At 66.2% G+C, this 18,863-nt stretch carries 17 protein-coding genes and 1 tRNA gene; 12 read left to right on the top strand and 6 right to left on the bottom strand.

Annotated elements, in window-relative coordinates:
* Positions 1–13: 13 nt before the first annotated feature.
* Entirely contained in the window at positions 14–469 is a 456-nt protein-coding gene (locus IVB28_RS07615; protein WP_247525461.1) for an SRPBCC family protein, read from the bottom strand.
* A gap of 100 nt (positions 470–569) precedes the next feature.
* Here IVB28_RS07615 and IVB28_RS07610 point away from each other — a divergent pair, with 100 nt between their 5' ends.
* On the top strand, positions 570–1,667 hold the full coding sequence (locus tag IVB28_RS07610) for an adenylate/guanylate cyclase domain-containing protein (RefSeq protein WP_247525460.1): 1,098 nt from the start codon (positions 570–572) through the stop codon (positions 1,665–1,667).
* 74 nt (positions 1,668–1,741) lie between these two features.
* Here the strand turns inward: IVB28_RS07610 and IVB28_RS07605 are convergent, their stop codons facing one another.
* The 3 genes from IVB28_RS07605 to tsaD are packed head-to-tail and all read right to left on the bottom strand — an operon-like array spanning position 1,742 to position 4,214.
* Positions 1,742–2,155: an EVE domain-containing protein gene (locus tag IVB28_RS07605; protein WP_247525459.1), complete on the bottom strand. Its 414-nt coding sequence runs from the start codon at positions 2,153–2,155 to the stop codon at positions 1,742–1,744.
* Positions 2,156–2,157: 2 nt separating this feature from the next.
* Positions 2,158–3,138: an NAD(P)H-dependent glycerol-3-phosphate dehydrogenase gene (locus IVB28_RS07600; protein WP_247525458.1), complete on the bottom strand. Its 981-nt coding sequence runs from the start codon at positions 3,136–3,138 to the stop codon at positions 2,158–2,160.
* A 2-nt stretch (positions 3,139–3,140) separates the two neighbouring features.
* On the bottom strand, positions 3,141–4,214 hold the full coding sequence (gene tsaD, locus IVB28_RS07595) for a tRNA (adenosine(37)-N6)-threonylcarbamoyltransferase complex transferase subunit TsaD (protein WP_247525457.1): 1,074 nt from the start codon (positions 4,212–4,214) through the stop codon (positions 3,141–3,143).
* Positions 4,215–4,366: 152 nt separating this feature from the next.
* Between tsaD and IVB28_RS07590 the strand changes: the two genes are divergently transcribed.
* The 6 genes from IVB28_RS07590 to IVB28_RS07565 all read left to right on the top strand — a co-directional run bounded on the left by IVB28_RS07590 (position 4,367) and on the right by IVB28_RS07565 (position 10,556).
* Complete coding sequence (locus IVB28_RS07590) at positions 4,367–5,113, top strand: uroporphyrinogen-III synthase (protein ID WP_247525456.1); 747 nt, start codon at positions 4,367–4,369, stop codon at positions 5,111–5,113.
* A gap of 45 nt (positions 5,114–5,158) precedes the next feature.
* Positions 5,159–6,352 carry a hypothetical protein gene (locus IVB28_RS07585; protein ID WP_247525455.1) on the top strand — a complete coding sequence of 398 codons (1,194 nt, stop codon included), beginning with the start codon at positions 5,159–5,161 and terminating at the stop codon, positions 6,350–6,352.
* A 36-nt stretch (positions 6,353–6,388) separates the two neighbouring features.
* The gene (locus IVB28_RS07580) at positions 6,389–8,122 is read left to right on the top strand and encodes a heme biosynthesis HemY N-terminal domain-containing protein (protein ID WP_247525454.1); all 1,734 of its coding nucleotides are present in this window, start codon (positions 6,389–6,391) and stop codon (positions 8,120–8,122) included.
* A 100-nt stretch (positions 8,123–8,222) separates the two neighbouring features.
* A tRNA-Thr gene (locus IVB28_RS07575) sits at positions 8,223–8,298 on the top strand.
* A gap of 119 nt (positions 8,299–8,417) precedes the next feature.
* Positions 8,418–10,064 carry a hypothetical protein gene (locus IVB28_RS07570; protein WP_247525453.1) on the top strand — a complete coding sequence of 549 codons (1,647 nt, stop codon included), beginning with the start codon at positions 8,418–8,420 and terminating at the stop codon, positions 10,062–10,064.
* Positions 10,065–10,151: 87 nt separating this feature from the next.
* Entirely contained in the window at positions 10,152–10,556 is a 405-nt protein-coding gene (locus tag IVB28_RS07565) for a hypothetical protein (protein WP_247525452.1), read from the top strand.
* A gap of 68 nt (positions 10,557–10,624) precedes the next feature.
* Here IVB28_RS07565 and IVB28_RS07560 read toward each other — a convergent pair whose 3' ends face one another.
* A complete protein-coding gene (locus IVB28_RS07560; protein ID WP_247525451.1) occupies positions 10,625–11,680 on the bottom strand; it encodes a polysaccharide deacetylase family protein in 1,056 nt (351 codons plus the stop codon).
* Between the two features lie 253 nt (positions 11,681–11,933).
* Between IVB28_RS07560 and IVB28_RS07555 the strand changes: the two genes are divergently transcribed.
* The gene (locus IVB28_RS07555; protein ID WP_247525450.1) at positions 11,934–12,272 is read left to right on the top strand and encodes a hypothetical protein; all 339 of its coding nucleotides are present in this window, start codon (positions 11,934–11,936) and stop codon (positions 12,270–12,272) included.
* 170 nt (positions 12,273–12,442) lie between these two features.
* On the top strand, positions 12,443–12,655 hold the full coding sequence (locus IVB28_RS07550) for a cysteine rich repeat-containing protein (RefSeq protein WP_247525449.1): 213 nt from the start codon (positions 12,443–12,445) through the stop codon (positions 12,653–12,655).
* A gap of 47 nt (positions 12,656–12,702) precedes the next feature.
* Here the strand turns inward: IVB28_RS07550 and IVB28_RS07545 are convergent, their stop codons facing one another.
* Positions 12,703–14,391, bottom strand: coding sequence for an MFS transporter (locus tag IVB28_RS07545; protein WP_247525448.1), 1,689 nt, complete (start codon positions 14,389–14,391; stop codon positions 12,703–12,705).
* Between the two features lie 149 nt (positions 14,392–14,540).
* Between IVB28_RS07545 and IVB28_RS07540 the strand changes: the two genes are divergently transcribed.
* From IVB28_RS07540 to IVB28_RS07530, 3 genes are read left to right on the top strand one after another with little or no spacing between them, the layout of a single operon-like run.
* The gene (locus IVB28_RS07540) at positions 14,541–15,914 is read left to right on the top strand and encodes a hydrolase (RefSeq protein WP_247525447.1); all 1,374 of its coding nucleotides are present in this window, start codon (positions 14,541–14,543) and stop codon (positions 15,912–15,914) included.
* 34 nt (positions 15,915–15,948) lie between these two features.
* Entirely contained in the window at positions 15,949–17,319 is a 1,371-nt protein-coding gene (locus IVB28_RS07535) for a cytochrome P450 (RefSeq protein WP_247525446.1), read from the top strand.
* 50 nt (positions 17,320–17,369) lie between these two features.
* The gene (locus tag IVB28_RS07530) at positions 17,370–18,779 is read left to right on the top strand and encodes an adenylate/guanylate cyclase domain-containing protein (protein ID WP_247525445.1); all 1,410 of its coding nucleotides are present in this window, start codon (positions 17,370–17,372) and stop codon (positions 18,777–18,779) included.
* Positions 18,780–18,863 lie beyond the last annotated feature (84 nt).

Below are 18,863 nucleotides of genomic sequence, written 5' to 3'. Positions count from 1 at the left end.
CCCACGCTACGAGCTACGACTTGGTCGAGACACCATTATCCGGGCCGGGATCGTTGCCAGCCGCTGCGATCGTCAGCCGTTCGAGATAATGCGCCCACCCCGTCGCGTGCGCGGCGGCCTGTTCGGCGGTCGGCAGGCCGCTGTGGGTCATGCGCAGCAGCGTGCCTCCGTCGCGTTCGATCAGATCGATCTCGATCAGGCTCGAGCCTGGCGGCACTTCCTGGCCGCCCTCCCAGCCGAACGTGTAGGCAAGGCGATGCACCGGCACGACCTCGCGAAAAGCACCGCGGGCGACCCCGCCGCGCGGGCCGACGCCCTTGAGCAGATAAAGCCCGCCGGGATGCGGCTCGGTGGTCACCTCCGAGCCCATCCAGCTCAAGATCTTCTCGGGATCGGTCAGGTAAGCGAAAACGGTGGCGCGTGGAGCTGCGACCTGGGTCTCGCGTCGCACGACGAACGGTTCGGTCATCGGGGATCATCCCTTCGCTGACACTGCACATGGCGGCGTCGGAGCGGCTCGTCAAGGATTGTCCGTGACAAGCCCGGCCCGCCTTCGTCATGATCGAACCATGCAGCAGCTCTCCCCGACCCTCGCCTGGCTTGTCGATGCCGCCGCGGATAGTGGCGGAGCTGATCGCCTGCTCGCGGAACTCGGCGCACATCTGGTCGCCGACGGCGTGCCGCTCGCGGCGGGCGCCCTGACGCTGGAGGTGCCGCATCCGCTGATCGCGAAGCGGACCTGGTTGTGGCGTGCCGACACTGGCCAGGTGATCGAAGCCCTCGGCTTCGCGCCTGGCGGCCTGGCACCGGATCCGCCCAACGATGCCGGTCGCCGCTGGCTGCGCGACACCGCGCGCGGCGAGGTGCACGAAGACATCGTCGGACGGCAAGATGGGCCGCTCCTCGGCTGGATCGGACCGGATCCGTTCACGGCCGACGAGATCGGGCAATTGCGCCAGGCCGCGCGGTTTGCCGCGACGCCCCTCGCCGTGCTGGCCGCGCGCGCCACGTTGCGGGCAACGCTGGATGCGTATCTCGGCAAGCGCAGTGCCGAGCGGGTGCTGGGGGCACCCTTGCGGCGCGATCTCGGCGAGACCATTCAGGCCGCCTTGCTCTATGCGGACCTGCGCAATTTCACGATCCTCTCGGAAGCCTCACCGCCTGGAGAGGTCATCGCCGCCCTCGACGCCTGGTTCGATCGTATCGCCGGCGCCGTCCACGCCTTCGGCGGCGAGGTGCTGAAATTCATCGGCGACGGCGTGCTCGCGATCTTCCCGGTGGTCGAGGCATCACCGCGCCGCGCCTGCGAGGCCGCTTTGCGTGCCGCAGGCGCAGCCGAGGCCGGGATGGCCTATCTCAACGCGGAGCGCGGCGCCAAGGGCCTGCCGCCGCTGGCGTTCGGTGCCGCGCTTCATCTGGGTGAGATGCTCTGGGGCAATATCGGGGCGGCCAACCGGCTCGATTTCACCGCGATCGGTCCCGCCGTCAATCTCACCAGCCGCCTCGAAGGTTTGTGCAAACCGTTGGGGCGGACCGTGCTGGTGTCGGGCGCGCTCGCCGCGGAAACAGACATGCCGCTGGTTGCGCTCGGGTCGCATTCGCTGCGCGGCATTGCCGCGGCATGTGAGGTGTTTGCATTGCCGGAGGCGCAAACTCAGACATCGTAGCCCGCATGAGCGTAGCGACACGCGGGTCGCGATAGTGCCGGATCTCGCTTCGCTCGTCCGGGCTACGGTAGCTACTACATTCCACCCATCTTGCAGACGAGCTTCCACTCTTGCGCCGTCACCGGCTGCACCGACAGGCGCGAATATTTCACCAGCGCCATGTCGGCGAGCTTCTTCTCGGCCTTGATTGCGGCCATCGTCACCGGTGTCTTCAGGGGCTTGTCGGCCTTGATGTCGACGCAGACGAATTTCTCGGTCTTGTCGGTCGGGTCGGGATAGGCTTCCTTGACGATCTCGGCGATGCCGACGATCTCCTTGCCCTCGTTGGAATGATAGAACAATGCCTTGTCGCCCTTCTTCATGGCCACGAGGTTCTGGCGTGCGGTGTAATTGCGCACGCCGGTCCAGGCCTCGCCCTTCGCGCCCTTCGCCACCTGGTGATCCCAGGACCACACCGACGGTTCGGATTTCACCAGCCAGTACGCCATGCTCATTCCTCTGCCTTGAAGGGGCGCGTCAACAGCCCCGAGATCGCGGCGTCGATCGTGCTCCGGCCGCTCAGGATCGACACGACCCCTTTTGATACCGGCATCTCGATGTCTCGCGAAGCTGCGAGTTCGATCAGCACTGGCGCGGTGAATTCGCCCTCGGCAAGCTTGCCGGCGGGCGGCGGCTCGCCGCGACCGAGTGCGAGGCCAAGCGCGAAGTTGCGTGATTGCGGGCTCGAGCAGGTCAGAATGAGATCACCGAGGCCGGACAGGCCCGTGAGCGTCTCGCCGCGCGCGCCGAGGGTGCGGCCGAGGCGCGTCAACTCGGCAAAGCCGCGCGTCGTCAGTGCGGCCTGGGCGGAGGCGCCGAGCTTGCGCCCGACGGCGATCCCGACCGCAATCGCCAGCACGTTCTTGGCCGCGCCGCCGATCTCGACGCCCCGGATGTCGGTGGAGTGATAGGGACGGAATGTCGGCGAGCCCAGCGCCTGCACGAGCGCGCTCGCCAAGGTCTCGTCGCCTGCCGCCAGCGTCACCGCGGTCGGCAGGCTGCGCGCGACATCGTCGGCAAAGCTCGGGCCCGACAGAATGGCCGGTCGCGCGTGGGGCGCGGCTTCCGCGATCACGTCGGTCATGAATTTGTGGGTGCCGTGCTCGATGCCCTTGGCGCAGGCGATGATCGGTGCCGGCCCTGGCAGATGCGACGCCAACATGTTGACCGCGCCGCGGACATGCTGCGCCGGTGTTGCGATCAACAGCATGTCCGCGCGCGCGGCGAGCGCCAGGTCGTTTGTAACAACGATCTCCGGAGCGATTCGTACACCGGGCAGCCGCGGGTTGTCGCGGGTCGCCGCGATCCGCGCGGCGTGCTCGGCATTGCGTGCCCACAATGTCACGGTGCGCCCCGCCCGTGCGGCGACAGTCGCCAGCGCCGTGCCCCAGGCGCCCGCGCCGATCACCCCGACAGATCGGAAGGCTGACATCGCTAATATCCCGCCCGCGTCTTGCCGTAACCTGCCGGCGCCGTCGCGTTCGAATCGAGCAGCCAGCGTGCGCGGGGCTGCGCCTCCATCGTGTCAGTCATGCCGAGCGCGAGGCGCTCGGCGCCGGCCCAGGCGATCATCGCGCCGTTGTCGGTGCAGAGCGCGGGCGGCGGCATGATCAATTGCGTCCCGGCTTGCTGTGCGACGCCATCGAGGGCGCCGCGGATCGCCTGATTGGCGGCGACGCCCCCGGCGGCCACGAGCGCGCTGGGCGCGCCGAACTGCTCGCGAAAAAGTCTCAAGCCGACGTTCAGCCGGTCGGCGGTCGAATCGAGCACCGCGGCCTGAAAACTCGCGCAGAGATCGCTGATGTCCTGCGGCGTGACCTCGGCGAGCCGGCTCGCTTCGCTGCGCACCGCCGTCTTCAATCCCGACAGCGAGAAATTGGCATCAGGTCGTCCCTGCATCGGCCGCGGAAACGCAAAGCGCTTGGGATCGCCGCTTGCCGCGGCGCGCTCGACCTGCGGGCCGCCGGGATAGGGCAGGCCCAGCATCTTCGCGACCTTGTCGAAGGCCTCGCCGATCGCATCATCCACGGTGGTGCCGAGCCGCACATATTGTCCGACGCCGGTGACTGCGACGATCTGGGTATGGCCGCCGGAGGCCAGAAACAGGCAATAGGGAAACGCGATTCCGTCGGTGAGGCGTGGCGTCAGCGCATGCGCCTCCAGATGGTTCACGGCGATCAGCGGCGTGCCGTGCACCAGCGCGATCGCCTTCGCGGTGGTGAGTCCGACGATGACGCCGCCGATCAGGCCCGGCCCTGCGGCGGCCGCGACGCCGTTGAGCTCGGCAAAGCCGATGCCGGCCTCGCGCATGGCGCGATCGACGATGCCGTCGAGCAGATCGACATGGGCGCGGGCGGCAATTTCCGGCACCACGCCGCCGAAGCGGGCATGCTCTTCGATCTGCGACCGCACGATGTTGGACAGGATCTTGCCGCTGCCGTCGCCCGCGCGCTCGATCACGGCCGCGGCAGTCTCGTCGCAGGTTGTTTCGATGCCCAGTACCAGCATTGGCGAATTGTTATCCAATTTGCGCCCTTGCGCTCATCCGTAAAGCAGAGTTCTGGTACGTCCGGTAGCATTCCGGGGCCAGATTGCGCAATCGTCACGAAGCAAGCCATCCTCGTCATCCCTCACTGCCACGTCGTTCGGGAACACCTGCGATGTCCATTCTTGTCACACGGCCGCATCCCGACAATGAGGCGACGGCGGGAAGTCTGCGCGCGCGGGGGCACGCGGTGCTGCTTGCGCCGGCGCTCAAGTTCGAGCCGGTCGCCTTCCATGAGGAAAGTGAAGCACCCTACGGCGCCATCCTCGTCACATCGGCCAACGCGATCCGTGCCATCGCACCACAATTGCAGGATCTCGGACTTCTGGAGCTGCCGCTGTTTGCGGTCGGCGAGCATACGGCTGCTGCGGCGCGCGACGCCGGCTTTGCCGAGGTGATCGTCGCCGGCGGCGATGCCGCATCCTTGCGGCACAAGGTGATGCAGGCTGCACGCGACAAGGTGCTGAAGAAAAAGAGCACGCTGCTGTATCTTGCGGGCGCGGATTTGTCGCGCGACCTCGGCGGCGAGCTCGGTGCGGAGGGCTTCTCCGTGGTGACGCGGACGACCTATCGCATGACGCCGGTCAAGCATCTGCCGCGCGAGGTCTGCGAGGGCTTTGCCAGCCACGGTGTCGAGGCGGTGCTGCACTACTCCCAGCGCAGCGCCCGGGCGTTCCTGGATGCGGCGCGGGATGAAGGTGTCGAGATCTCCGCGCTGGCGATACCGCAATGCTGCCTGTCCGAGACGGTTGCGAGCGCGCTGCGCGAGGCCGGCGCGTCGCAGGTTCTGGTCGCCGCGACCCCAGACGAAAATGCCTTATTTGCCACCTTGGAGCGTGCGTTGCGCACCCGTTTGGCGTAAGAGGTCGGCCGAATCCGAAGTATGGAAGTGTGAGGAACCGTCACGATGGCCGACGACAAGCCTGAAGACGCAGGATTGGCGCCCGACGCTGGTCGTGCCAAGCGCACTCCGCCCACCATCGACCTAGAAGCCACCGAAGTCTCGACGCAGCCGCAGGAGGCGGCGGTCGAACCCGAGGCTCAGCCGGGGCCGGAACACGCCGAGCCCGAGCAGGCTAAACCCGACCAGGTCGACGCAGAACCGGATCGCATCGATGCGCAGGCTCCCCCGTCGTCGATTTCGCCCTGGGTCATCGCCCCGTTGTCCGGCGCCGTCGCCGCGGCGGTCGTGATCGCGGTCGGCTGGATGCTGGGCTGGCCCGCCGTGCAGGCGCCGCCGGCCACCCCCCAAGTCACCATCGCTTCGGTCGATGCGCTGAGCGGTCGCATTGCGGCGATCGAAGCCAGGGCTGGCAAGCCCAGCCCCGATCCGGCCATGGCGGCGCGGATTGACGCGCTGGAGAAATCCGCAACCAGCTTGCGCAGCGATGTCGCCAGTCTGCGTACGCAGTTGGACAAGACCGCGAGCGCATTGAACGATGCGAAATCGGTGCCCGCCACGGCCGCGCCCGATCTTGACGCTCTCAACGATCGCATCGCGCAGCTCGAGCGAACGAGCAAGTCCGAACGTGCCGAGCTCGCGCAGCAGGGGGAGAAGATCGCCGACAATAAGGCCAGGGATGACAAGCCGCTACGCTTTGTGGTGGCGGCGGCCCTGCTCGACGTCGCCGTTCGCCATGGCGACCCCTATCAGTCGCAGCTGTCCGCGGCGCGTTCCCTCGCCGCCAAGCCCGACATGCTGAAGCCGCTCGACACATTTGCATCGTCGGGCATTCCGACGCCGGTCGCGCTGAGCCGCGAACTCCTCAACATCGTGCCGAAACTGTCACCGCCGGCGGAAGCTCAGACCAGCGGCACGGGCATTGTCGAGCGTCTCCAGGCGGGGGCGTCGAAACTCGTTCGCATCGAGCGCACCGACGGCATCGGCAATGATCGCGGCGCCATCGTCACGCGCGTGACAGCCGCGGCACTTCGCAATGATGTCGTCGAAGCGCGGCGCGAGCTCAAGACGCTGCCGGAGGCAGATCGCGCGCCTGCACAGGCCTGGCTCGACAAGGCCGATGCCCGCGACGCCGCGCTCGCCGCCTCCCGCAAATTCGCCGATGATGCCATGGCGGATCTCGCCAAATCTGCTCAATAGGATTCGCGCAACGATCGGCGCGTAACAGGGATCGCCATGCTTCGCATCGTCCTCTTCCTCGTCCTGATTGCGCTGGCAGCGGCCGGCGCGGCCTGGGTTGCCGATCAACCCGGCGAAGTCGTCTTGACCTGGGGCGGCTGGCGCGCCTCGCCGACCATTCCAGTGTTCGTGCTCCTGCTCGGCGTCTTTGCCGTCGCGGTCGTCCTCCTCTGGAGCATCCTGACCGCGACATGGCGATTGCCGGGCCGCATGCGCCGCCGCCGTCACGACAAGCGCCACGCTCGCGGCCGCCACGCCATTACGCACGGCCTGCTCGCGATCGGTCATGGCGACACTGCGCTCGCCCGTCGTCACGCTGCGGCGGCGCGTCGGCATGCCCCGAATGATCCGCTCGCCCTCCTGCTGCATGCGCAGTCGGCGCAGCTCGAAGGCAATCGCGGCGAGGCGCAGCGCGCCTTCCGCGCCATGGCCGAGCGCGAAGATACGCGGCTGCTCGGCCTGCGCGGCCTGTTCATCGAGGCGCAGCGCGCCGACGATGCGGTCGGCGCCGTGATGATCGCGGAGGAAGCGATCAAGCTGTCGCCGTCCTCGACCTGGGCCTCGCAGGCGGTGCTCGGCTTCCGCTGCGCGCGCGGCGACTGGAGCGGCGCGCTCGCGATCCTCGATTCGAATCTGTCCGCGGGCCTGATCGACAAGCCGGCCTATCGCCGCCAGCGCGGCGTGCTGCTCACCGCACGGGCGCTGGAACTGCAAACCATGGACCGCGACGTCGCGCGCGAGAGCGTGATGGAAGCGATCAAGCTCGCGCCGACCCTGGTGCCGGCCGCGGTGCTTGCCGCAAAATTCGAGAGCGAGGCGCATCAGGTGCGCCGTGCCATGAAGCTGGTCGAGGCCGCCTGGCTCGCCAATCCGCATCCCGATCTCGCCGATGCCTATGCGCATGTGAAGCTCGGCGATACCGCGTGGCACCGCTTGCAGCGCATCGAGACGCTCGCGGCCAAGACGCCTGCCGACAAGGTCGGCCACATCGAGGGTCAGATCGCAATCGCGCGCGCCGCGATCGACGCCTCCGAGTTCGCCCGCGCGCGCGAGGTGCTCGCACCGTATCTCAGCGATCCGACCCAGCGCGTCGCGCTGCTGATGGCCGAGATCGAGCGCACCGAACATGGCGACGGCGGCCGCGCCCGCGCCTGGACCTTGCGGGCGGTGCGCGCCCGTCACGATCCGGCCTGGACCGCGGACGGTTATGTCAGCGACCGCTGGCGTCCGGTCTCGCCGGTCACCGGCCGCCTCGACGCGTTTCAGTGGCAGACACCAGTCGCGAGCCTGCCTTCGGACAGGGGCGCCACGATCGAATCCTCGGCCTTCGAAGAGGCCATGCTGGCGGCCCCGCCGCCGAAGCGGGTGACGGCCACAACCGAAAGCCAGGTGGAACCGACGGTGACAGCTCCAGCCCCAGAGCCGGCTGCCCAGGACAATTCACCCGTGATCGCCAAAGAAGAGTCGGCCGCCGCGACGGCCGAAACAGTCCAGCCGACGCCCGAGCCTGCCGAATCATCGCCTCCGGCGGCAACACCGATGTTCAGGACCCGCGCCGACCTCGGCAAACCCGCGGCAGCGCCGATTCCCGCGGTCATCCCGATCGTCCGGGCGCCAGACGATCCCGGGATTGATGACGAGGGTCCGAGCGACGAATTTACGGAACAAATCGGCACACCCAAGGCCCAGGCCGGGGGCTGGCGCGGATTCTGGTCCCGCTGGGGCGCGTGAGCCGCATTTCGAACCCGGCTTGTCCTTGCCAATTCGGGCCATGCCCGATATCAGGAACGCGCGTATCGGGGCCCGCTTTGCCTTGGCCCCGGCAGGGTTCGCCGCAATAGCTCAGTTGGTAGAGCACGTCATTCGTAATGACGGGGTCGGGGGTTCGAGTCCCTCTTGCGGCACCATCGCCTTGATTGTCCAATCTGTGAGGAGAAGCCCCGGCCATTGCATTCGACGCATTGCGCGCGATGCGGGTGTCTTTACGATGCCCCACTGACAGATGCTTGAAGGGGCGAGCAGGGGCATGGAGGACGGGACCGGGTCCGCGGATCGGAGCGCTTGGATCCGGCTGTCCGGCCTCGCTCTGCTTGCGGCGCTGATCACCGCCGTCCTCGCGTCCAAATCGCTCGATGCCTCGCGGTTGCACAGCCGGCTCTCCGTTCCCCCGCTCTATGACGATGTCGCTTATTTCGGCGATGCCGTCAGATGGATGAATGCCTTTGCAAGTCGTGGCGTCGCGGGCAGCGTCTGGGATGTGATGCATCACCACGCGCCGTTCTCGACCTTGGTGGCGGCTATCGGGCTTGGTCTGTTTCCCGGAAGCTATGTCGGTCCCTATCTGGTTCACGCCGTGGCCGTCTTCGGCTTCCTGCTCGGGATCATCTGGCTGGTTCGGCGACGATCCGTCCTTGAGATCGCATCATGCCTGATCGCCGCGGCTTGCGTGCCGGTGCTGTGGCACACGGTCACCGAAGCGCGCCCCGATCTGCCCTCGGGTCTCGCCGTCGGTCTTGCCGCCGGGGCGGTCGTCTATCGCGGTGTGCTCCAGCGCAGCGCACGCTCGCTAGCAGGCCTCGGCGTTGCCTGCGCACTCGCCGCCAGCATCAAGCCGACGTCGTTTCCGGCTGCGCTCGCTCTGCTCGGCACTGCGTTCGCGATCCGGCTGCTCGCCGATTGCATCCTGGCCGGCGGATTACGCGGGTCGATCCGGACTGCGCTGGGCGTGCTCGCGTGGTTCGTGTTGCCGTTGATCGCGACCATTGCGGTTTTGATCGGACCAGCGTTGGTCGAGACCGTCACCTACATCCTCCTGGTGTTTGTCAGCCAGCGCGATCTCTGGACCAGCGGCGAGAGTTTCTGGGTCGGGCTGCTACGCTTCTCGATCGGTGGCGAGGGACAATTCGGCCTGCACTATTGGCTCGCCATCGGGTTGGCCTTGATGCTGCTGCGCTTCGTGCTCGCCGCAGTCCTCGGCCGCGCCGCGGTGCTGGATGCCGTTGTTGTGCTCGCGACCGTGCTGATCGCCTACGTCATTCCTTCGATGGCGGAGATCAAGACCTACTATTTCGGCGCAATGTTCTATGGCGTGTTCATCGTCGCGATGGCGCTCAATGGCTGCGCCAGCATGGCGTCGATTGAATCGCTGCTTGCGCGCACGGGTCTTACGACGGACGTCCGCCGCCATCTGCTCACGGTTGGCCGGGTGCTTGCGCTCGCAATCTGCCTCGAGCTGCTCGTCAAGCACGTCGTGATCGGTCAGCTCAGCGTGGCGACGCCCCTGAGCGTACAGCAGCAAGACAGCATCCGGGCGGCGACCGAGCGCCTGTGGTCGCTTTTGCACGACGTCAAACTGCCGTCGTCCGGCCCGCTCTATGTCGGCTTTTCAAGCCCCTATCCGGTCACGCCTGCGACCATCCAGTTGTATGCGGCGCAGGCGCGGATGAATCTCGTCATCCGCGGAGAGATGATGCATCGAACGGCGGCTGCCACGGGAGACGCGCTGTTGCGGTCGAACATCCTCGTCGTATCGAGCTCGATCCAGCATACGCTGATCGGGCCGCGCGTCGGCGATGAACTCATCGCCCGTATGGACACTGAGAAGGACGTCTGCCTGCTGGACAGCATGAGTTTTCCCGACGTGTCGCTGCGGGTCTACCGGCGCGGATGTTGATCGCAGGCAGCCTGTGTGAGGCCTGTCACTTAACACCGGGCATGTCGCCAGTAATGTCCCCGTCACGCAAACACGGGGAGATTTCACATGCGCAAGATCATTCTGGTTGCCGCCATGGTCCTGGCTTCTGCATCTGCCCAGGCAGACGGCTCCCGCAGCCTCTCGCTGTCGGCGGCGGGCGCTCAGGCCGCCGTTCCATCGACCACGCCGACGTCGGCGACCACCACCACGGCCGAGGTGAGCGAAACTGCGCCAGCCGCCGAGGCTCCGAAATATTCCGATCGCCCGCCGGCGGTGACGCTCTCTGCGCCGGCTGCTCCGGTCACCACGGCCGCCCCTGCGGTGACCACGCCCGCGACGATTCCAGCGCCGGTCACGACCACCAAGCCCGTCACCAAGTCCACGGCGAGCGCCGAGAAGCCGAAGCCCAAGCGCAGCTGGACTGAGCGCCGCATCATCAGCGAGCTGCACCGCCACGGTATCTATTGGTAAGCCGGTCACCCAAAGCAAATGGCCGGGCGAAAGCCCGGCCATGCGCATGCTCGAAGTGATGGTCGCGCTTACTGCGACACCGTCTGCACCACGCTTCCGATTGGACGTGTGGTGGTGCTTGCGGTCGGCACCTTCATGTCCTTCATCAGCGCCTCGTCATATTCCGGCAGCGTCTGCAGCGTCGTCTTGGCCTTCATCTGCACGACCTTGTAGCCGCCGGCCTTGAGCCGCGCGAGCAGCGCCGGCAGCGCGATGCCGGTATTCTTCTGAAAGTCGTGCATCAGGATGATGCCCTTGCCGAGCTTGTCGAGCCGCGTCATCACCGTCTCGATGATCTTCTCCGGCGTGGCGCCCTTGCGGAAGTCGAAGGAGTCGATTTCGGTCGAGAACATCGCGACGTTGCGGGTGCCGAAATAGTTCACGATCGCCGGATTGTGCTGGAGCTGCGGGAAACGGAAGAACGGCGCCGGGTTGGCACCGAGCGCGAACTTCACCGCGCTGATGCCCTTTTCGACCTCGTCCTTGGCCATCTGCTCGGTCATCTTCTTGCCGTTCAGATTGACGTGCGACCAGGTGTGCGTGCCGACCGTGTGGCCCTGGGCCAGCACCTGACGCAGGATTTCCGGATGATAGGTCGCGTGCTTGCCGACCGAGAAGAAAAGCCCCTTGGTGCACTCATCCGCGAGCGCCTTCAGCACATTCTGCGTGTTCACGGGCCAGGGACCATCGTCGAAGGTCAGCACGACCTCCTTCTCGGTGAGGAAGTCGAATTGCTTGAAATGATCGAAGCCGAAGCCGGGACCGCCGGTGGTGTCGATCTCGACCACGCGGGAGACGCCCAGCGCGTTCGGATTGGCGCAGGCCTGCTTCGGCTGCATCGGCATGACTGGAGCGGGTGCAGGCGCCTGGGCAACCGCGGTCGGCTTGGCCGCGATCGTCGCGGTGGTCTGGACGTCGTCCCTGGCGGCGAGCTTCGCCGGTGCCGGCAATTGATCGGCGGCACGGGCTGCAATTGTCTTGGGAGCGCCCTGATCGGCGCGTGCGGAATAATAAAACCAACCGCCGGCGGCGATCACGACCGCCGCAACTACACTGGCCAGCATCAGGCCCAACGCATTACGCATCGCTAATCTTTCCAATTACGCAACCAAAGGGGCGGAATCTCCCGCGCGACGAGCCATTAATGCGAAGTAACAGTTAACGTGACACCAACACGACGGCGGTTGTGGAGGAATTTCAGGGAGGTGCGCCAAAGTGACCGGGGTCACAGTCGGGGTGCGGCCCGTGACGGTCATCACAGTGGAAACTGTTTTACTGGAGCATCGTAGTTCCCATCAACAACGGGCGCCGTTGTGACGGCGCCAATGGGAGCTTCAAATGACCAAGTCTCTGAACGCCAAGTCGCTGACCACCAAGTCGCTGACCACCAAGTCCTTCACCAGCACGATCCGTGATACCAGCCTGGCACTGGGCTTTGCCGCCCTCGTCGCGATCGTGTCGACGACCTCAAGCTTCGCCTTCTCGGCCGAGGCGCAGCAGCAGTGCACTGGCGATGCCTTCCGCCTGTGCTCGTCGGAAATTCCCAACATCCCGAAGATCACGGCGTGCATGGTGAAGCATCGCACCGATCTGAGCGCCGGCTGCCGGGCGGTGATGGACAAGGATCTGGGCAAGGGCGCGTCCCGCAAGGTCGCTGACGTCCAGGACAGTCATTAAGAGCGCGCGCAACAACGATCGCCGCGCCGCTCAGCTCCCCCTCGCGATGTGCCCCGGCCTCGAGCCGGGGCCACGCGGCGGCACTCTCCCGCACGGCAACAAAGCCGTTGCAGCCCCGGGATCGTCGCACTAGCTTCCCCGCACATCTTCCGGGTAAGAGGCATTACGCGATGACCAGATTCCTTTTCATCATTCCTTTGCTCCTGTGCGCCTCAGTCGCAACGGCGCAGCAGCCCGGCCAGGATGCCTGCGCGCGCGATGTCAGCCGCTTCTGCCGCGCCGTGATGAACAACGGCGACGGCGCCGTGCTCGCCTGCCTGAAGCAGAACCGCACGCGGCTGAGCAAAGGTTGCGAGAAGGTGCTGACCGAGCACGGGCAGTGATCGTCATTCCGGGGGCTCGCGCTTCGCGCGCCCCGGAATGACAGAACCTACGTGCTGCTCCCCGCCGCGGTCGCAACCACCGGCAGCACCTCTTCGCTGGCGCGGTCCGGCGTCTCTTCCTTCCAGCGCACCGAGCCGAACGGACGCTCCAGCATGCGACGGATCCGCACCGGCTCAGGGCCGATGTGGAAGGCGATCGCCTCCTGGTACAGTGCGCGTTCGGATTGCGTCGAGCGGTTGCGCTGGCGCAAGTAATCGAGCCAGGTTGGGCAGTGATAGCGCTCGGTCCACAATTCGGGATCGGCGATGTCGCGGGCGATCGACCAGCCATAGGCGCCGTTGCGCTGCCGGGAGAGCTGCACGTCCTGCATCACGTTGTGGAACGCGCGCGCGTTCTCCTGGGCGACACGATATTCGATTTCGACGACCAGGGGGCCGCTGCGCCCCGTCAGGGACAGCTTCACCTCGGGATCGGCCAGCACGTCGGCATCCTCGTTGCGGGCGCCGACACGCGGCATCGTCAGCCAGATCCCGAGCAGCGGCGAGATCAGCATCAGGCCGGCCGCGGTCAGCAGCGCGACCTCGACACCGGCAGAGTCGGTGAGATGGCCCCAGCCCCAGGCGCCGATGGCGATGCCGCCTGAAATCGAGGCCTGGAACGCTGCGAGCGAGCGGCCGGCGACCCAGCGCGGCGCCGAGAGCTGCACGCCGATGTTGAATAGCGCGATGGCGGCCATCCACACCGCGCCGGCCAGCACCAGCGCGGCCGCTGTCAGCACCGGCTCCGTGCTCAGGGCAAGCGCGGCCATCGCAAATGCCATCGAGATGGTGCAGGCGCGGATCGCGGCCTCGCCGCTCATGCGCTTGCGCAATTCGTGAATGTTGAGCGCACCGATCACGGCGCCCATGCCAAAGGCGCCCAGCATGATGCCGTAGGTCTGCGCGCCGCCATGCAACAGGTCGCGTGCGACCAGCGGCATCAGCGCCATGATGGCGCCGCCGATGAGGCCCATCACCAGCGTGCGCAACAGCACGATCTTGATCGGCGGCGAATTGGTGATGTAGCGGAAGCCAGAGACCATCGCGCGGTTGAGTTTTTCCCGCGGCAAGCGCGAGGGCTCGGTGCTGCGGCGCCACAGCAGCAGCACCACCAGCAGCGGCAGATAGAGGATCGCGTTGCAGGCGAAGGCCGCGACCGCACCGAGCGCGGCGACGATGACGCCGCCAACGGCGGGGCCGAAGCTGCGCGCGATGTTGTAGCTGATGCCGTTCAGCGCGACGGCCGAAGGTAGCGCATCCGGCGGCACCTGCTCGCTGACGGACGACTGCCAGGCTGGGCCGAACAATGCGTTGCCGCTGCCCACCACGAAGCAGAAGGCCAGCAGGGTCTCCGGTGTGATGAGATTGAACCCGGCCAGCACCGTCAGCGCCGTCGCGCCGGTGAATGCAATCATCAACGAGACCAGGGTGACGATGCGGCGGTCATACATGTCGGCGATGGCGCCGGCCGGCATCGAGATCAGCATGATCGGCAGCATCAAGGCGGTCTGCACCAGCGCGACCCTGTCCGCGGAGGCCGCCATCTGTGTCATCGCCCAGGCCGCGCCAACGCCCTGGATCAGCAGGCCGAGATTGGAGAGCAGGCTGGCGAGCCAGATGCGCCGGAACAATGTGTACCGCAGCGGCGCGGTGATGCCGTCGGCGGCGATTTTCTGGCGGTTCGTCTGCTCGGTCATATCCCCTTCCATATGGGCTGGCAGAAGTGGTCTGGCGTGGTCTTTGGGCAATTCCGGCAAATTCAGTGATGCCTGCGAAAGTCCTTCGCTGTCCAGTGGTTAGGCCGCTATAAGCGGTGCAAAGACACGGTTTGCCGGGGAGGAACACAATGACGTTGTCGCGACGGACGATCCTGCAGGCGGCAGGCAGCTTGCCTTTGGCGGTTGCGAGCTTGCGGACGGGCGCATGGGCCCAAGCCGCACCCGCTGCGGCGCCCGGCACCGAGGTGCCGCCGATCCTGTTCGTCCACGGCAATGGCGATTACGACGCGCTCTGGATGACCACGATGTGGCGGATGGAAACCAACGGCATCGCGCGTGATCGCATGGCCGCCATCAATTTCACGGATCCGCTGGCGCGCAGCGACGACAAGGTCGAGCAGGCGAACCGCTCTTCGACCGAGGACCAGCGCCGCGAGCTCGCCGCTGCCATCGCCGAGCTGAAGCGCCGCACCGGGGCGCCTCGCGTGGCGCTGGTCGGCAGCTCGCGCGGCGGCAATGCGATCCGCAACGTCATCAAGAATGGCGGTGCCGGCGATGTCAGCCACGCTGTTTTATGCGGCACGCCCAATCACGGCGTGTTCGCGACCGACGACCAGCCCAACAACGAGTTCAACGGCCGTGGCGCATTCCTCCGCGGCCTGAACGAGGGCGAGAGCGAGGTGACACCAGGTGTTGCCTTCCTCACATTGCGCAGCGACGGCATGGACAAATACGCCCAGGCCGACGGCCGCTTCATCGGCAAGCCCGGCACGCCGACCGGCGTCACCAATGAAGGGCCGGAGCTGAAGGGCGCGACCAACCTCGTGCTTGGCGCCCTCGACCATCGTGAGGTCGCGTTCCACCCGCGCGCCTTCCGCGAAATCTACAAGTTCATTGCAGGCCGCGAGCCAACGCGCATCGCGATTGTTCCGGAGGCAAGCGTGAAGTTGAGCGGCCTCGTCACCGGCACGCCCGGCGGGGTATCGACCAACCGTCCCGTCGCGGGTGCAACCGTCGATATCTTCCGCATCGATCCTGATACCGGTGAGCGCAAGGGCGGCGCAGTGCACAGCGCAACGACCGGCGCCGACGGCCGCTGGGGTCCCGCACAAATCGACCCCTCCTGGTCGCTCGAATTCGTCCTGACTTCGCCGGGGGCGCCGATCACCCACATCTACCGCTCGCCGTTCCCGCGCTCGTCCGACGTCGTCCATTTGCGTGCCGCACGGCCGCTCGGGCCAGCCGACAAGGACGCCGGAGCGGTCGTGATCATGTCGCGGCCGAGGGGCTATTTTGGCCTGCCGCGGGACGTGGTGCTGTTCGACGGCAAGGAGCCGGCCGACGTCAAGCCGGGCGTGCCGACGGATTCGGCGGCGACCCTGCGGCTTCCCGCCAGCGAGGTCGGGCGTAACATTGTGGCCGAGTTCGGCGAAGAACGAATTGTGGCTCGCGCCTGGCCCGCCCTGGAGAACAGGATTGCGATTGCCGAGCTGACTTATTAGCTGTTTGCCTGCGTGCATCTGTGGGGAGAGAGCCATGAACATCGCCAGCGTGCGTCGGCCCATCATCCCTCCGGCTCCCCCGCGTGCGCCCGACGACATGTCGTTTTTCAGTCGTCTGGCGGTGATCCGCCAGAACATGATCGCAACCTGGGGGCAGCGCGCCTATGAGGAAGACGTCGTCGAGGGACGCTTCTTCTTCCGCAACAGCTTCATCCTGAACCGGCCGGACGCGATCCGGCACGTCCTGCTCACCAATTACGAGAACTATTCGCGCACGCCGGCGGGAATCCGCATGCTGCGTCCCGTGCTCGGTGACGGCCTTCTGATCGCAGAAGGCCATTCCTGGACGTTTCAGCGCCGCACCCTCGCGCCGGCCTTCACGCCGCGCGCGACCGCGAACCTCGTTCCGCACATGACGGCGGTGCTCGACGAGACCATCGCGAAGCTGGATGCGCGCTCCGGCGAAGACGTCGACCTGCGCGAGGTGATGCAGCGCATGACCCTCGAGATCGCCGGGCGCACGATGTTCTCGTTCGGCATGGACCGGCATGGCGCGACCCTTCGCAATTTCATCATGGAATATGCCGCGCGGTTGGGACGCCCGTATCTCCTCGACATGGTGCTGCCGGTGTCCTGGCCGAGCCCGATGGATTTTGCACGGGCCCGCTTCCGCAAGCGCTGGACCGAATTCGTTGCCATGCTGATCGCCGAACGGCGGGCGGCCGGCAAGAAGGACGGCGCGCCGCCGCGCGACCTGTTCGATCTGATGGACGAGGCGCGCGATCCGGAAACGGGCAAGGGCTTCTCCGACGAACAGCTCGTCGACGAGGTCGCGACCATGATCCTCGCCGGTCACGAGACCACGGCGACGGCGCTGTTCTGGGCGCTCTATCTGCTCGCGCTCGATCCTGACACGCAGGAAGAGGTCGCCTCCGAGGCGCGCGGCGAGCATCTCGACAGCATGGCCGACATCGACCGGCAGAAATTCACCCGCGCGGTGACCGAGGAGACGATGCGGCTCTATCCGCCGGCCTTCCTGGTCGCGCGCGCCGCACGCGAGAAGGACAATGCGGCCGGTGTCGAGATCGGCAAGGGCGACATCATCATGATCGCGCCCTGGCTGCTGCATAGGCACGAGAAGCTGTGGGATCAGCCGAACGCGTTCATTCCCAAGCGCTTCATGTCGACAGAGGCGCCCGATCGTTTCGCCTACTTGCCGTTCGGCGCAGGTCCGCGCGTCTGCATCGGCGCGCCGTTCGCGCAGGCCGAATCCGTACTGGCGCTGGCCCGGTTGATCGGCGCGTTCCGTGTCGAGCTCACTGATGCGACGAGCCCCGTGATCCCGCTCGGTGTCGTCACGACCCAGCCGGACCACTCACCCATGTTCCGCATCACGCGTCGGTGACAGGCCCTCGTCTGGCCGATGGCGTGATCCACCTTAGATAGAGGCTCGCCATGAGCGACATCCAGGCACAGTTTTCCGTTCTGAAGCAGACCGCCGACGCGAAAGTGGTCGACGCGATCGCGCGCGTCATCGAGGAGGGCGAGGATCACGAGCTCAACCGCGTCAATGTTCTCGACTTCGCCACGCAGTATGGCGTCGATGAAGAGCATGCGATCTCTGCCTTCCTGCATGCGGCGCGGCTCGGGCTGTTCGATCTCGGCTGGAACGTGTTATGCCCGGGCTGCGGCGGCGTGCTGGGGGCGCATTCGACCCTGAAGGCGCTCAAGCCGGATGAATATCACTGTGCGCTTTGCGCCTGCGGCTACAAGACCTCGGTCGACGATCAGGTCGAGGTCTCCTTCACCGTGAATCCGCGGGTCCGGCGCATCGCGGCGCACGATCCTGATACGCTTCCGGTGTGGGACTATTTCAAGCAGATGTTCTGGAGTTCCGGCGTGGACTTCAACAAGGAATCGTTCGAGGCGCTCGCCAATGATGTCACGCTGGATACGATGGAGCTGCCGGCCGGCGAGAAGGCGACCATGTCGCTGCAACTGCCGAGTGACTTCGTCATCATCTTCGAGCCGGTGACGCACGCCGCCCATTTCATCGACGTCCAGGGCGAACCGACCAAGGACCGCCAGCAGTTCGCCATCATGTACAACAAGGTGCAGGCGCCGACGGGCACCACCACGATGCGGCCGGGTCCGCTGCGGCTATCCCTGGAGAACCAGGCCGGCGTGCGCGTGTTGCCGTCGGTGTTCATCGCAGCCGAGGCGCTTCATCATCTCATTGGCAAGCGCAAGCCGTTCCTGACCGCCAAGCGCATGCTGTCGAACCAGACCTTTCGCGACGTCTTCAAGGCGGACAATCTCAGTCTCGACCAACGACTCCAGATCACCTCGTTGACCTTCCTGTTTACCGACCTGAAGGGCTCGACCGCGCTCTACGAGCGTGTCGGCGATCTCGCCGCCTTCGATCTGGTGCGGGCGCATTTCCATGCGCTGCTGGAGATCATCTCTTCCGAGAAGGGCGCGGTGGTGAAAACGATCGGCGATGCCGTGATGGCGACCTTCGTTCGTCCCGAGCATGCCATTGTCGCGGGCTTGCGGATGCGTGCGGCGATGGACGAGCTCAACAAGCAGCGCGGCACCGACGATCTCATCGTCAAGATCGGCATCCATGAAGGCCCCTGCCTCGCCGTCATGCTCAACGAGCGGCAGGATTATTTCGGCCAGACCGTCAACATCGCTGCCCGCGTGCAGAGCCTGTCGACCGCGCAGGAGATCCACATCACCGGCCCGGTGCTGGATGCGCCGAAGGTTGCCGAAATCCTCGAGCAGCGTGCGATCAAGCCAATCCAGAAACAGGCGGCGCTGCGCGGCATCGCCGACAAGATGGTGGTGTACGAGATCCCGTGAGCTACAAACTGTCATTCTGGGGCGCGCAAAGCGCGAACCCGGAATCTCGAGATTCCGGGTTCGATGCTCGCGCATCGTCCGGAA

Origin of the sequence: Bradyrhizobium sp. 199 (assembly GCF_023073355.1) — a bacterium.
GTDB lineage: Bacteria > Pseudomonadota > Alphaproteobacteria > Rhizobiales > Xanthobacteraceae > Bradyrhizobium.
This window is presented reverse-complemented; position numbering and strand designations above follow the sequence as displayed.